The organism is Serratia nematodiphila DZ0503SBS1 (assembly GCF_000738675.1).
In the GTDB taxonomy this organism is placed as follows: domain Bacteria; phylum Pseudomonadota; class Gammaproteobacteria; order Enterobacterales; family Enterobacteriaceae; genus Serratia; species Serratia nematodiphila.
Map to the genome: position 1 here is coordinate 2,588,535 of NZ_JPUX01000001.1, position 13,764 is coordinate 2,602,298.

Consider the following 13,764-nt stretch of genomic DNA (forward strand, 5'->3'; position numbering starts at 1 on the left):
GCTTTGTGATATAGTTTTACACCTTTGCCACTATGGCAGCGGGCAGATGAATCATTAGTAGAGGGATAGCAGCTCCATGAGCGACCTTGCCAGAGAAATCACACCGGTAAACATCGAAGACGAGTTGAAAAACTCGTATCTGGACTATGCGATGTCCGTTATTGTCGGACGTGCGCTGCCAGATGTTCGTGATGGACTGAAGCCGGTTCACCGCCGCGTTCTGTACGCGATGAGCGTATTGGGTAACGACTGGAATAAACCATACAAGAAATCGGCCCGTGTCGTCGGGGACGTGATCGGTAAATATCACCCGCACGGTGACAGCGCGGTTTACGACACTATCGTGCGTATGGCTCAGCCGTTTTCACTGCGCTACATGCTGGTGGACGGCCAGGGTAACTTCGGTTCCGTCGACGGCGACTCCGCGGCGGCGATGCGTTATACCGAAGTGCGCATGTCCAAGATTGCTCACGAACTGTTGGCGGATCTGGAAAAAGAAACCGTCGACTTCGTGCCTAACTATGATGGCACCGAGCAGATCCCGGCCGTCATGCCGACCAAGATCCCGAACCTGCTGGTCAACGGCTCGTCGGGCATCGCCGTGGGCATGGCCACCAATATTCCGCCGCACAACCTGGCGGAAGTCGTCAACGGCTGCCTGGCCTATATCGACGATGAAAACATCAGCATCGAAGGGCTGATGGAACACATCCCGGGGCCGGACTTCCCGACGGCGGCGATCATCAACGGCCGCCGCGGCATTGAAGAGGCCTACCGCACCGGGCGCGGCAAAGTCTACCTGCGCGCGCGCGCGGAAGTGGAAGCCGACGCCAAGACCGGGCGCGAAACCATCATCGTTCACGAAATCCCGTATCAGGTGAACAAGGCGCGTCTGATCGAGAAGATCGCCGAGCTGGTGAAAGAAAAACGCGTAGAAGGCATCAGCGCGCTGCGTGACGAGTCCGATAAAGACGGCATGCGCATCGTGATCGAAGTCAAACGCGACGCGGTCGGCGAAGTGGTGCTGAACAACCTGTATGCGCTGACGCAGCTGCAGGTCACCTTCGGCATCAACATGGTCGCGCTGCATCAGGGGCAGCCTAAGCTGCTGAACCTGAAAGATATCCTCGAAGCCTTCGTGCGCCACCGCCGCGAAGTGGTCACCCGCCGCACCATCTTCGAACTGCGCAAGGCCCGTGACCGCGCCCATATCCTGGAAGCGCTGGCTATCGCGTTGGCTAACATCGATCCGATCATCGAGCTGATTCGCCGTGCGCCGACGCCGGCGGAAGCGAAAGTCGCGCTGGTGGCTCAGCCGTGGGATCTGGGCAACGTCAGCGCCATGCTGGAACGCGCCGGTGACGACGCCGCTCGCCCTGAGTGGCTGGAGCCGGAGTTCGGCATCCGCGACGGCAAATACTACCTGACCGAGCAGCAGGCTCAGGCTATTCTGGATCTGCGCCTGCAGAAACTGACCGGCCTGGAGCACGAAAAGCTGCTGGACGAATATAAAGAGCTGCTCAACTTTATCGCCGAGCTGATCTTTATTCTGGAAAGCCCAGAGCGCCTGATGGAAGTGATCCGCGAAGAGCTGGTGGCGGTCAAAGAGCTGTACAACGACGGCCGCCGCACCGAGATCACCGCCAATACTTCCGACATCAACATCGAAGACCTGATCAACCAGGAAGACGTGGTGGTGACCCTGTCTCACCAGGGTTACGTGAAGTATCAGCCGCTGTCCGACTATGAAGCGCAGCGCCGCGGCGGCAAAGGCAAGTCCGCCGCGCGTATTAAAGAAGAAGACTTTATCGATCGCCTGCTGGTGGCCAACACCCACGATACGATCCTGTGCTTCTCCAGCCGTGGCCGCCTGTACTGGATGAAGGTGTACCAACTGCCTGAAGCCAGCCGCGGCGCGCGCGGTCGCCCAATCGTCAACCTGCTGCCGCTGGAAGCCGACGAGCGTATCACCGCCATTCTGCCGGTGCGCGAGTATGAAGAAGGGCGCCACGTGTTCATGGCCACCGCCAGCGGTACCGTGAAGAAAACTGCGCTGACCGAGTTCAGCCGCCCACGCAGCGCCGGCATCATCGCCGTCAACCTCAACGAGGGCGACGAGCTGATCGGCGTCGATCTGACCGACGGCAGCAACGAAGTGATGCTGTTCTCCGCCAACGGTAAAGTCGTGCGCTTCCCGGAAACGCAGGTGCGTTCGATGGGCCGTACCGCGACCGGCGTGCGCGGCATCAACCTCGGCGAAGGCGACAGCGTGATCTCACTGATCGTGCCGCGCGGCGAGGGCGACATCCTGACCGTGACGCAAAACGGCTTCGGTAAACGCACCGCGGTGACCGAGTATCCGACCAAGTCACGCGCCACCCAGGGGGTTATCTCCATCAAGGTGAGCGAGCGTAACGGCCAGGTGGTCGGCGCGGTGCAGGTGGAAACCAGCGATCAGATCATGATGATCACCGATGCCGGCACGCTGGTGCGTACCCGCGTTTCGGAAGTCAGCGTGGTCGGTCGTAACACCCAGGGCGTGACGCTGATCCGCACGGCGGAAGACGAAAACGTCGTCGGTCTGCAGCGCGTGGCCGAACCGGTGGAAGACGAAGAGCTGGACAGCCTGGAACCGGGCGCGGAAGCGGTGGAAGAAGACAGCACGCCGCTGGACGATGGCGACGACGCGGCTGAGCCGATGGACGACGACAACGTTTAAGCAAGGTGAGGGCGTCGGCATGCCGACACCGTAATGCACTGAGACAAAAGGGCCTGGCAGCGATGCTAGGCCCTTTTTCAGTTATATGGTTTAATTGGCGCACCGAGCCGCCGGCCGCCGCGCCGGCGACAACGCGCGCCGTCACTGACTTTCGTATGGTATCCGATTGAAATACTTAGCCTCTTTTCGAACTACGCTGAAAATATCCCGCTATTTGTTCCGGGTGCTGGCGATTTTGCTGTGGTCGTTGGGGGCGCTGCTCACCACCTTTTATATTCTGAATATCCTGCATCAGAAAGAATCGGACATCCGCCAGGAGTACAACCTCAGCTTCGATCAGGCGCAGGGCTACATCCGCCATTCCGCCGACATCATCCGCGACATCAAGTATATGGCGGAGAATCGCCTCAACGGTTCGGTCAGCAGTCTGGACATGTTCAGCGGCGTGTTTCCCGGCAAAGGCAGCCCGCCGCAATTCTTTCCGCTGTACCCGGAGTCCAACTGCGCGCTGAGCACCACCTACCGCAGTTCGCTCGATTCGCTGAGCGGCCTGATCCAGTATTGGAAAGAGAACTTCGTGGCGGCCTACGATCTTAACCGGGTGTTCTTCATCGGCGGCGACAGCCTGTGTATGGCGGAGTTCGGCGGCGGCAACGCGAGCGCCAATCGGGAAAACGTGCTGAAGTCGCTGCATGAGCGCATTCTGAAATACCGCAACGCCAAGAATCAGGACAAAGACAACAACCTGTATTGGATCAGCCCCAGCGCGCAGCGGCCCGACATCGGTTATCTGTATGTGCTGACGCCTCTCTATATCGGTAATAAGCTGGAGGCGCTGCTGGGCATCGAGCAAACCGTCCGGCTGGAAGATTTCGTTACCGCCGGCAGCCTGCCGATCGGCGTCACGCTGCTGGATGAGAATAACGAGCCGGTGCTGCGCCTGGCGGACGGCGATCGCTATGCCGCCTCACTTAACCACTATCCCGCAGATCATGCCTACTTCGGCTATGTCGACAATTACCGCGACCTGATCCTGAAGAAAGCGTTGCCGCCTTCGTCATTGAGCATCGTTTATGCGCTGCCGGTGAAGAGCGTGGTGGAACGCTTCAAGATGCTGATCCTCAACGCGCTGTTGCTGAACCTGTTATCGGCTATCGTGCTGTTCACGCTGGCCTGGCTGTTTGAGCGCAAGATGTTCTTGCCGGCGGAGGAGAACGCCTTCCGTCTGGAAGAACACGAGCAGTTCAACCGCAAGATTGTCGCCTCGGCGCCGGTGGGCATCTGCATCCTGCGTATCAGCGACGGCACCAATATCCTGAGTAACGAACTGGCACATAACTACATCAACCTGTTGACCCACGAAGATCGCGATCGCATTACGCGCATCATTTGCGAACAGCAGGCGAATTTCGTCGATGTGATGACCAGCAACAATAACAACCTGCAGATCAGCTTTGTCCACTCGCGCTACCGTAACGAAGAGGTGGCGATCTGCGTACTGGTGGACGTCAGCGCGCGCGTGAAGATGGAAGAGTCGCTGCAGGAGATGGCGGCGGCGGCGGAGCAGGCCAGCCAGTCCAAATCGATGTTCCTGGCCACCGTCAGCCATGAGTTGCGCACGCCGCTGTACGGCATTATCGGCAACCTCGATTTGCTGCAGACCAAGGCGCTGCCGCAAGGGGTCGATCGGCTGGTCAACGCGATGAATAACTCTTCCGGCCTGCTGCTGAAAATCATCAGCGATATTCTCGATTTCTCCAAAATCGAGTCCGAGCAGCTGAAGATCGAACCGCGCGAGTTCTCCTGCCTGGAGGTGATCACCCATATCGCCGGCAACTATTTGCCGCTGGTGGTGAAGAAACGTCTGGGGCTGTACTGCTTTATCGAACAGAACGTGCCGGAGCGCATTTTCGGCGATCCGGTTCGGCTGCAGCAGGTGCTCTCCAACCTGGTGAACAACGCCATCAAGTTCACCGATACCGGCTGTATCGTGCTGCAGGTCTGCACCCGCGGCAGTTACCTGGAGTTCAGCGTGCGCGATACCGGCGTCGGCATCCCGGAGAAGGAAATCTCGCGCCTGTTCGATCCGTTCTTCCAGGTGGGGACCGGCGTGCAGCGCCACTTCCAGGGAACCGGTTTGGGGCTGGCGATCTGCGAGAAGTTGGTCAACCTGATGGACGGCGACGTCTCCGTCGAGTCCGAGCCGGGGCTGGGCAGCTTGTTCAGCATTCGCATTCCATTGTTTAACGCCCAGTTCCCGATCCCGCAGGCCAGCGATACCTGGCAGGGCCGGCGGCTGTGGCTGGATATCCGCAATCAGCGCCTGGAAAGTTACCTGATGGCGATTCTGGGCGGCTACGGCGCCGATATCCAGCGCTATGACGGGCAGGATACCGCCGCCGGCGAGGTGATGCTCAGCGATTACCCGCTGATGCTGAACACGCCGCTGCTGGCTCAGATCCAATTCTCCACCGAACATATCGGTCCATCGCAGGAAACCCGGCCGGGCTATTGGATGCACAGCACCTCTACGCCGCGTGAAACGCTGACCTTAATCAACCGATTGTTCGGCGTCGGCCACGGCGCGGCAGAGGCGCTGGTGCAGCTGCCGGTGCCCGCCAAGGCCAGTGCGGCGGACAACGGCGATATTTATCTGCTGGTGGTTGACGATCATCCGATCAACCGTCGCCTGCTTTCCGATCAGCTGGGGTCGCTGGGGTATCAGGTGGTGACCGCCAACGACGGTGTCGACGCGCTCGGCGTGCTGAAACAGCACCATGTCGATATTGTGCTGACTGACGTCAATATGCCGAACATGGACGGCTATCGCCTGACGCAGGCGCTGCGGCAGATGCAGTTCAGCGCGCCGGTGATCGGCGTGACGGCGAACGCGTTGGCGGAAGAGAAACAGCGCTGCCTCGAGGCGGGCATGGATAATTGCCTGTCGAAACCGGTTACGCTGGAGACGCTGGAGCAGACATTGGCTTATTACAGCCAGCAGGTACGCTACAACCGCAGCGAGGCCTGAAAAGCAAACAGGCACGGCGGATGCCGTGCCTGTTTGGCGTTAACCTGCCGTGAGGCGGGCTTTAGTCTTTGTCCAACGGCGTCATGCTGACGGACGAGAGGTAGTTGAGCAGGGCAATGTCGTTCTCGACGCCCAGCTTCATCATCGCCGATTTCTTCTGGCTGCTGATGGTTTTGATGCTGCGGTTGAGTTTCTTGGCGATTTCGGTCACCAGGAAACCTTCGGCGAACAGACGCAGCACTTCGCTCTCTTTCGGCGACAGGCGTTTGTCGCCATAGCCGCTGGCGCTGATCTTCTCCAGCAGTTTGGAGACGCTTTCCGGCGTGAACTTCTTGCCTTTTTGCAGGGCGGCCAGCGCCTTAGGCAGATCGGTCGGCGCGCCTTGTTTCAGCACGATGCCTTCGATATCCAGATCCAATACCGCGCTCAGGATCGCCGGGTTGTTGTTCATGGTCAGCACGATGATCGACAACTGCGGATAGTGGCGCTTGATGTATTTAATCAGCGTGATGCCGTCGCCATATTTGTCACCCGGCATCGACAGATCGGTGATCAGCACGTTAGCGTCCAGCTTGGACAGATTGTTGATCAGTGCGGTTGAGTCTTCGAACTCCCCAACGACATTCACCCATTCAATTTGCTCAAGTGACTTCCGGATGCCAAACAGTACGATAGGATGGTCATCAGCAATAATTACGTTCAGGTTATTCATGTTGTTGGCTACCTTGCTTCAGCAGTCTGCTGACGAAAAAATCAATCTGACTGATGTTATTCTCGATCTCGGGCGCATCACCTTCTGCGATGCGCTGTTCTAACGATTCGCACAGCTGCTTGCCGGGAAGCAGATTTAACATGGCAAACACGCCTTTCAGGCGGTGTGCGGTTTGTGACAGCGCATTGAAATCACTGCTGCCCGCCTCAGTATACAGTTTTTTGACATCGTCGGGTACTGTATCGACAAACAGCCCATAGTAATCACTTGATTTCAATTGTTTTTCATAGAGTTGGATATCTTCTGAGCTCAATGAAAGCGGGCTTTCTTCCTGTTCCAGCGCGGCCATTTGCTGTTCGATCAGCATCAGCACGGCGTCGATTAATGCGCCGTTCAGATTATAGTTCACCCGAATGTAGCGTTTATCCAGCGCTTGCCAGCCCGGCTCATCGGTCGCCAGCAACAGGGTGTAATCATCGGCGCGCTGCGGGTTATCGGTCAGCAGCACGTCATAATCGCGGTTGACCGCGCGATCTTCGGCGACGAGGCAGTCGGCGCCGTAGGCCTGCAGCAGACGGGTCACGATGCCGCGCACTTCATCCGACGTGACGTCCAGCAAGGCGGTGACGCCGTCGAGCAGCTTTTCCTGCTCCTGCGGCTCTTTTTTCTCCATCTCCATGGCGACGCGAATGGTGTAGCGAGTGCCGATATCCACCTTGCTGCGAATGTCCAACTGGCCGTTAAGCTTTTTGCACAGCTGATTGCACAGGAAGAAAGTGAGGCCGGAACCGTGGTTGAAGCGATCCACCAGCGTCTGGCTGAGGAACGGATAGTTAAGGTTGCTGATCTCTTCGTTGGAGATGCCGGAGCCGGTGTCGTTGATTTGGAAAATCAGGCGGTCAGGGTGCTCGGGCTCATGGTCGATAACCAGAGAAACCTTGCCGCAGGCGGTGGTGATAATGGCGTAATGCACCAGCAGCGAGATCACCTTGCGCAGCGCGTTGGCATCGCCGATATAGTTCTGCTCGACGTCCAGCTGGAAATGCTTGAACAGCGCCAGCCCCTTTTGATTGAGGGCGGGCAGGGCTTCCAGCAGCAACTCGTCGATCATCGCCGCCGGGTTGAACGGCTCGCGCGTGGGTTGCCAGTCCTGGGTTTCCAGCCGCGTCAGCAGAGTGATGTTATCGATCAATCCCAGCACCGACGACGACGCCGCCGTCAGTTGGCCCAGCAGAGCCTGCTGTTGTTCCTCATCCGGCTGGTTGCGCAGGCTGTCGACCAGATCGTGCATCTGGCGCACCGGCTGATTCAGTTCGATGCCCAGGTTGTGCAACATCAGTTTGCGCGCCTGCACGTTCTTGTCGTATTCGCGCCGCGCCTGCTGCAGCCGCTTATTCACCATCACCTCTTTATCCTGATCGTGCATCAGGAACAGGTAGGTGTCCGGCGACAGCTGGCTGCGGAAAATGCGGATTTCATACACCTCGTTGTTGACCGTCGCCTGGATCACCCCGTGATGCTGTTCGGCCATATGGGCGATCTTTTGCAGGCTGAGGTGCGGCAGCAGATGCTCGGCGATTTTGTTGCTGGCGATCACCGTATTGTTGGCGAAGCTGTAGACCAGCAGGCCGGAGGGCAGGCTGGAGACGATCTCCTGATTCAGCGCGCGCTCGGCCTCCAGCTCTACCGCCATGTTTTCGCTCGGGCGAATGTACTGGCGGCGGATAAAGTAGATGCTCAGCATCGACAGCGCCAGCAGCAGCAGGTTGACTGCGATCAGCCAAATGTTGTTGCGCAGCAGATCAATGGCCAGATTGATGGCCGAAACGCGATACACCACCTTCAGCGGCGCATTGGGCAGAGCGGCGCTGAACTCCACCCAGCCGCCACTCATCGTCGCATGGGTACCGAGGACGGTTTCCGCCGGGATGGCGCTATCGTCGAGATCGACATCGTCCGGCAGCAGCAGGAAATTGGCGCGGGCCAGATTGGCCGGAATGATGTCGTTGATTGGCAAATCGAAGGCGATCACCGTCGCCAGATGCCCCGGCTGATTGAAAGTGGTGCGAATCGAGAACGAATAGGCGTTCTGGAAGCGCTGCTTGCGCAGGTCGGAAAAGCTCTCGCGTTCGTCGAGCATATTGGCTTGTTGCAGCATCTCGGCGCGGCGTTCGTCCGCCGAGGTGGTCAGGTAGCTTTCCCGAAAGCGCGAAGCCAGCTCTTTGAGCGGCTGGGTGGTGATCAGGCTGAGGCTATTGTCCTGACCATTGAGGTAATACATGGCGTAGTTCTCGGTCTTGGCGCCCCAGCGGGTGTCCAGGTAGTCCGAGATGTTGGCGATCATCGCCAGCGTGTTTTCGTCATGGCTGCCGAAGATCACCGCGTCGGTTTTCTTGTGCGGTTTCTCGACATAATAGACATCGGGCCGCAGGCGGGTTTCCTGCAAACCGGGATCGACATTCTGCGCCGGCGCATTGCCGAATTTGTCATAGACCTGATAGGTCATATAGCGGTAGGCATCGATACGCTTTTGCAGCGAACCGGCGATGCTGTTCAGCGTGTACTTCTTTTCTGCCAGCCAGGCGTTGGTGTAGTTGTAGCCATACAGGCCGATGCCGATCGTCAGCAGCACGATAAACAGCAGGAAGCAGCGGGTAATGTTGCTGGAGCTTATGGTCAATTGTTTATTTTGCATAGTGGCTGCGCATTCCTGAATCAGCGAGTGACGGCCCTGGCGCTGGCGGCCACCGCCAACAGCAGAGCGGCTACGCAAGCGAAGGCCACCGTCAGGCTGGAAAACTGAGCGATGAAGCCGATCAGCGCCGGGCCGGCCAGAATACCGGCATAGCCGACGGTGGTGACGGAGGCGATCGCCAAGTTGGCCGGCATGTCGCGCTGGTTGCCTGCGGCGCTGAACAGGATCGGCACGACGTTCGAGGCGCCCAGGCCGACCAGCATGAAACCGACCAGCGAAACGGTAGCGTGATTGAAGGCGATGGCCAGGCTCAGGCCGAGAGCGGCACACAGGCTGCCCAGCAGCAGCACCCGGTAGCGGCCCAGTGAGTTCACCACCCGATCGCCATTGAGCCGGCCAAGCGTCATGGTGATGGAAAACAGCGCATAGCCCAGACCGGCCTGGCTGTGTTCGACGCCGCGCAATGTGGTGAGAAACAGCGCGCTCCAGTCGAGCATCGATCCTTCCGCCAGAAACATGATAAAGCACAGAATGCCGATGAACATCACCCAGCCGCGCGGCAAGACGAACATCGGCCCGCCGTCATCGGCGCCGCTCTCACGCAGCAGATGGCGGCTGGCCAGCGTCAGCAGCGCGATCACCGCCAGCACGGTGAGCAGGGTGGATTGCAGCGGCGTCAGCCCCAGCCACAGCAGCGCGCTGACGCCGCCGGCGCCGGCAATGCCGCCGATGCTGAAGAAACCGTGAAAACCGGACATCATCGCCTTGCCGCTGGCGCGTTCGACGATCACCGCCTGCACGTTCATCGCTACGTCGATCATGCCGATCGCCGCGCCGAACAGCAGCAGCGCCGCGGCCATGCCGCCGAGGGAGTCCATCAGCGCCAACAGCGGCAGATCGATGCACAACCCGAGCCCGGCCATCAGGATCACCGCACGGCAACCCAGTTTGCCGGTCAGGAAACCGGTCAGCGGCATCGCCAACATGGAGCCGGCGCCGATACAGAGCAGCAACAGGCCGAGCGAGCCGTCATCGATACCGATGCGCGCTTTGGCGAAGGGGACCAGCGGCGCCCAGGCGGCCATGCCGAGACCGGCGACGAAAAAGGCCAGACGGGTGGCGATCTGTTGAGGAACGCCGGGCGTTTGCTGTTCATTGCACAAGGTGGCTGTCATGTAAGCGTCAGGATCTTGGGTCAAAAGAATGGTGAAAGTTACTGACAGTTTTTATCACAATCCGCGATCAGGGTCGAAAATATTCGTGCCTGACACATCTCTGGCACCGCCTCTGCGCACCAGCCACAGCGCGATAGCCTGGACAATATAGTCCTTTTGCTGTTCGTCCAGCGCGACGCCCTGCGGTATGCCGTGCCACTTTTCCAGACAGCCGCGGCAGCAGGTGGCAGTGGCGTGCTGGGCGACGAACACCGGGTGGCCACGCATCGGGGTTTGCTTGCCGTCGTTTTTAGGGTGGGCGGCGGCCAGGCGGCGGTCGATAAAATCGCGGGCATGGCTGAGGATCAGCGGCAATCCCTTACCCTCGAGATAAGTCTGGTCCTTGGCATTTAAACGGAAGCGAGCGCGGAAGGGGGAACTTTGCAGCCGCCGCCACAGCACGTCGGGTTGAAAGGACATCATGAATTTTACTCGCTGAAGGTGCGCTTTTTTCAGATTACCAGAACTGAATCTCTGCGGCTAATTTTGCCTGCGGCGGGAAATAATCGATGAGATAAAGCACGAAATGAAAAGCAAGTTCAATTTGTAGACTAAAATAAGGAAAAAGATTAGCAATTAGTGCGAAAGTAAATTAATGAAACTATATCATTAGGTTATTTATTTGCGTGCTATTTGTACGGGCTAAAATTGTGAGGAGAGTAGGGAGGAAAATAAAAAACCGGCCAGAAGCCGGTTAAAGGAATGCAGAAATTATCTTCGGATAATGAAGGTAATAATGAAAATAATGATGATAGCGAGGTGATTATAGCGGCTGCGCGTGGTTCGCGTTTTGGCACAATGTGCTTATTGTCTCGCTCAATTGTATGGTTGGCTTTTTTTTCTTAAAGATATGTATAACTACATGATTTTTTATCAATTAGTCTATTTTTTATCTTTAAGTGCTTTATTTTGTTTGTCTGTAATGTTTTGTGAAAGTTCGCGCGTATTTACATTTTGAAACCTTTATTAATTACAATGAAACACTATCGGATACTTGGTATCATTTTCTTTCTGGATTAATATAACCCTTGTTACCAGAATGGTAATGCACAGTCGTGCTAATAATGCTCGAAAAGGGCAGTGGCCGTAGCTCGACATAATTAACGAGGATAATAACGATGAAACTTCGAGTACTCTCTCTGATGGTACCCGCACTGCTGGTTGCAGGCACAGCAGGCGCGGCGGAAATCTACAACAAAGACGGTAATAAACTGGATTTGTACGGTAAAGTAAACGGGCTTCACTATTTCTCCAGCAACAACGGCGTGGACGGCGATCAGTCTTATATGCGTTTTGGCCTGCGCGGCGAAACGCAAATCAGCGATCAGCTGACCGGTTACGGCCAGTGGGAGTATCAGGCGAACCTGAACCACGCTGAAAGCCAGGACAACAAGAACTTCACCCGTTACGGCTTCGCCGGTCTGAAATTCGGCGACTACGGCTCCTTCGACTACGGCCGTAACACCGGCGTGCTGTACGACGTCGCGGCGTATACCGACTTGCAGCCCGAGTTCGACGGTATGACCTACGGCGCCGACCAGTTCATGTTCCAGCGTTCCAGCGGCCTGGCGACCTACCGTAACAACGACTTCTTCGGTCTGGTTGACGGCCTGAACTTCGCCCTGCAGTACCAAGGTAAAAACGGCAACGGCGAAGAGACCAACAACGGTCGTGACGTTCTGGGTCAAAACGGCGAAGGCTACGGCATGTCCATGAGCTATGACATGGGCTACGGCATCAGCGCCGCGGGCGCCTTCTTTAACTCTCGCCGCACCAGCGAGCAGAACGGCGGTAACGGTCACCAGAACATCATGGGCCGCGGCGACAAGGCGGAAGGTTACTCCGGCGGTCTGAAATATGACGCCAACGATGTCTATCTGGCGGTGATGTTCACCCAGTCCTACAACGCGGCGCGTTTCGGCAGCTCCGACAGCAGCGTTTACGGCTACGCCAACAAGGCGCAGAGCTTCGAAGCCTATGCGCACTACCAGTTCGACTTCGGTCTGCGTCCGTTCGTGGGCTATAACCAGACCAAAGGTAAAGACCTGGGCCGCGCCGGCAACGGCAAGGACTACGGCGATCAAGACCTGGTCAAATTCGTCGACCTGGGTGCGACCTACTTCTTCAACAAAAACATGTCTACCTATGTTGATTACAAAATCAACCTGGTGGACAACAACGATTTCACCGACGCTGCCGGCATCAACACCGACAACGTGGTTGCCGTGGGCCTGGTTTACCAGTTCTAAGCACCAGCGTGTGAATGACACAGCGCGGCCTTCGGGCCGCGTTTTTTTTTGCCTATAAAGCACGGATTGATCCGTTGTCGGCTCGGGAAGCGCTTTGGCTCGCCTCCGTTCGACCTACGCTGTCAGAACGGAAAACAGAGCGGAGGCTATTATGGAACTCAAAATCGACAGGGTGATAGAAACGGTGCTGTACGTCAGCGATATTGAACGCGCGGACGCGTTTTACCGGGAGATGCTGAAGCTGCCGACGATGGCCGCCAACGAACGGTTTCGCGCCTACAACGTCGGCGATCGAAGCGTACTGTTGTTGTTTATCGAAGGTGATTCGCTGCGTGGGGCGCACTACCCGACCGGGTTTATTCCTGCGCACGATGGCGTGGGGCCGGCGCATATCGGGCTGGCGGTGGCGAAAGAGCAGTTGCCGCACTGGGAACGGCATCTGGTGGCCAACGGCGTGGAGATTGAGGGGCGGATGCGCTGGGAACACGGCGGGGAGAGCATTTATTTTCGCGATCCCGACGCCCATCTGTTGGAACTGGTGACGCCGGGCATTTGGGCCAATTACTGATCGAACCCGCCTTGCGCCAACATGTTCAATGCGGCATTCAGCACCTGCAGCGCGGCCTGCGGTTGCCGCTCTATCTGCACTCTGACGATGGCGCCGTCGATCAGCATCGCCAGCATTGCCGCCCGCTGTTCCCGCTGTGGGCCGGCGGGCAGGTGACGCGCCAGTTCATCCGCCATTTGCCGTTTATGCCAGCCGGCGATTTGCAGGCTTTCCGGCAGCAGATCGGCGATTTCCACCGCCGTATTGATAAACGCGCAGCCGCGAAAGCGCGGATCGTCGAACCATTCCGCCAGGCAGGGCGCCAGCGCCGGCAGCAACCCGCCGGTTTGTGCCACATGGCGATCCAGCGCTGTGCTGAACCAGGTGAGCCACTGCTGGTGGCGATAGGCTAAAAACGCCGTAATCAAATCGTTCTTGCTGGGAAAGTGGCGGTAAAACGTCACTTTAGTGACACCTGATTCTTTGATGATGCGATCGATGCCGGTGGCGCGGATCCCTTCCTGATAAAACAGATCGTGAGCCGTCAACAGGATGCGCTGGCGGGCGGGTAAGGTATTGCGATCGGCGGTCATCATTTTC

General features: G+C 57.6%; 9 protein-coding genes. 4 read left to right on the forward strand and 5 right to left on the reverse strand.

The genetic code is table 11. The features are described from left to right. The first annotated feature begins 76 nt into the window (after positions 1-76). The gene (gene gyrA / locus JL05_RS11975; RefSeq protein WP_015378557.1) at positions 77-2,719 is read left to right on the forward strand and encodes a DNA topoisomerase (ATP-hydrolyzing) subunit A; all 2,643 of its coding nucleotides are present in this window, start codon (positions 77-79) and stop codon (positions 2,717-2,719) included. A 166-nt stretch (positions 2,720-2,885) separates the two neighbouring features. Next, on the forward strand, positions 2,886-5,747 hold the full coding sequence (gene rcsC / locus JL05_RS11980) for a two-component system sensor histidine kinase RcsC (RefSeq protein WP_033632526.1): 2,862 nt from the start codon (positions 2,886-2,888) through the stop codon (positions 5,745-5,747). Positions 5,748-5,808: 61 nt separating this feature from the next. On the opposite strand, the gene rcsB is transcribed toward rcsC, so the two are convergent. Genes rcsB through JL05_RS12000 form a run of 4 tightly spaced genes read right to left on the reverse strand, consistent with a single transcriptional unit; the run spans position 5,809 to position 10,791 of the window. Beyond that, a complete protein-coding gene (rcsB, locus tag JL05_RS11985; protein ID WP_004935900.1) occupies positions 5,809-6,459 on the reverse strand; it encodes a response regulator transcription factor RcsB in 651 nt (216 codons plus the stop codon). After that, positions 6,452-9,154 (reverse strand): phosphotransferase RcsD, encoded by a 2,703-nt coding sequence (gene rcsD, locus JL05_RS11990; RefSeq protein WP_033632527.1) that lies wholly within the window; start codon positions 9,152-9,154, stop codon positions 6,452-6,454. Before rcsD ends, rcsB begins: the two co-directional genes overlap by 8 nt. Positions 9,155-9,174: 20 nt before the next feature. Further along, on the reverse strand, positions 9,175-10,329 hold the full coding sequence (locus tag JL05_RS11995; protein ID WP_031300733.1) for an MFS transporter: 1,155 nt from the start codon (positions 10,327-10,329) through the stop codon (positions 9,175-9,177). A 54-nt stretch (positions 10,330-10,383) separates the two neighbouring features. Next, positions 10,384-10,791, reverse strand: coding sequence for a DUF4186 domain-containing protein (locus JL05_RS12000; protein ID WP_072010097.1), 408 nt, complete (start codon positions 10,789-10,791; stop codon positions 10,384-10,386). A gap of 695 nt (positions 10,792-11,486) precedes the next feature. On the opposite strand from JL05_RS12000, the gene ompC reads away from it, so the two are divergent. Continuing rightward, positions 11,487-12,617: a porin OmpC gene (gene ompC, locus JL05_RS12005; RefSeq protein WP_031300730.1), complete on the forward strand. Its 1,131-nt coding sequence runs from the start codon at positions 11,487-11,489 to the stop codon at positions 12,615-12,617. A 151-nt stretch (positions 12,618-12,768) separates the two neighbouring features. Beyond that, entirely contained in the window at positions 12,769-13,185 is a 417-nt protein-coding gene (locus tag JL05_RS12010; protein WP_033632528.1) for a VOC family protein, read from the forward strand. On the opposite strand, the gene JL05_RS12015 is transcribed toward JL05_RS12010, so the two are convergent. Continuing rightward, positions 13,179-13,757, reverse strand: a complete 579-nt coding sequence (locus JL05_RS12015; RefSeq protein WP_033632529.1) for a TetR/AcrR family transcriptional regulator — start codon at positions 13,755-13,757, stop codon at positions 13,179-13,181. The genes JL05_RS12010 and JL05_RS12015 overlap by 7 nt on opposite strands. Positions 13,758-13,764: the final 7 nt, after the last annotated feature.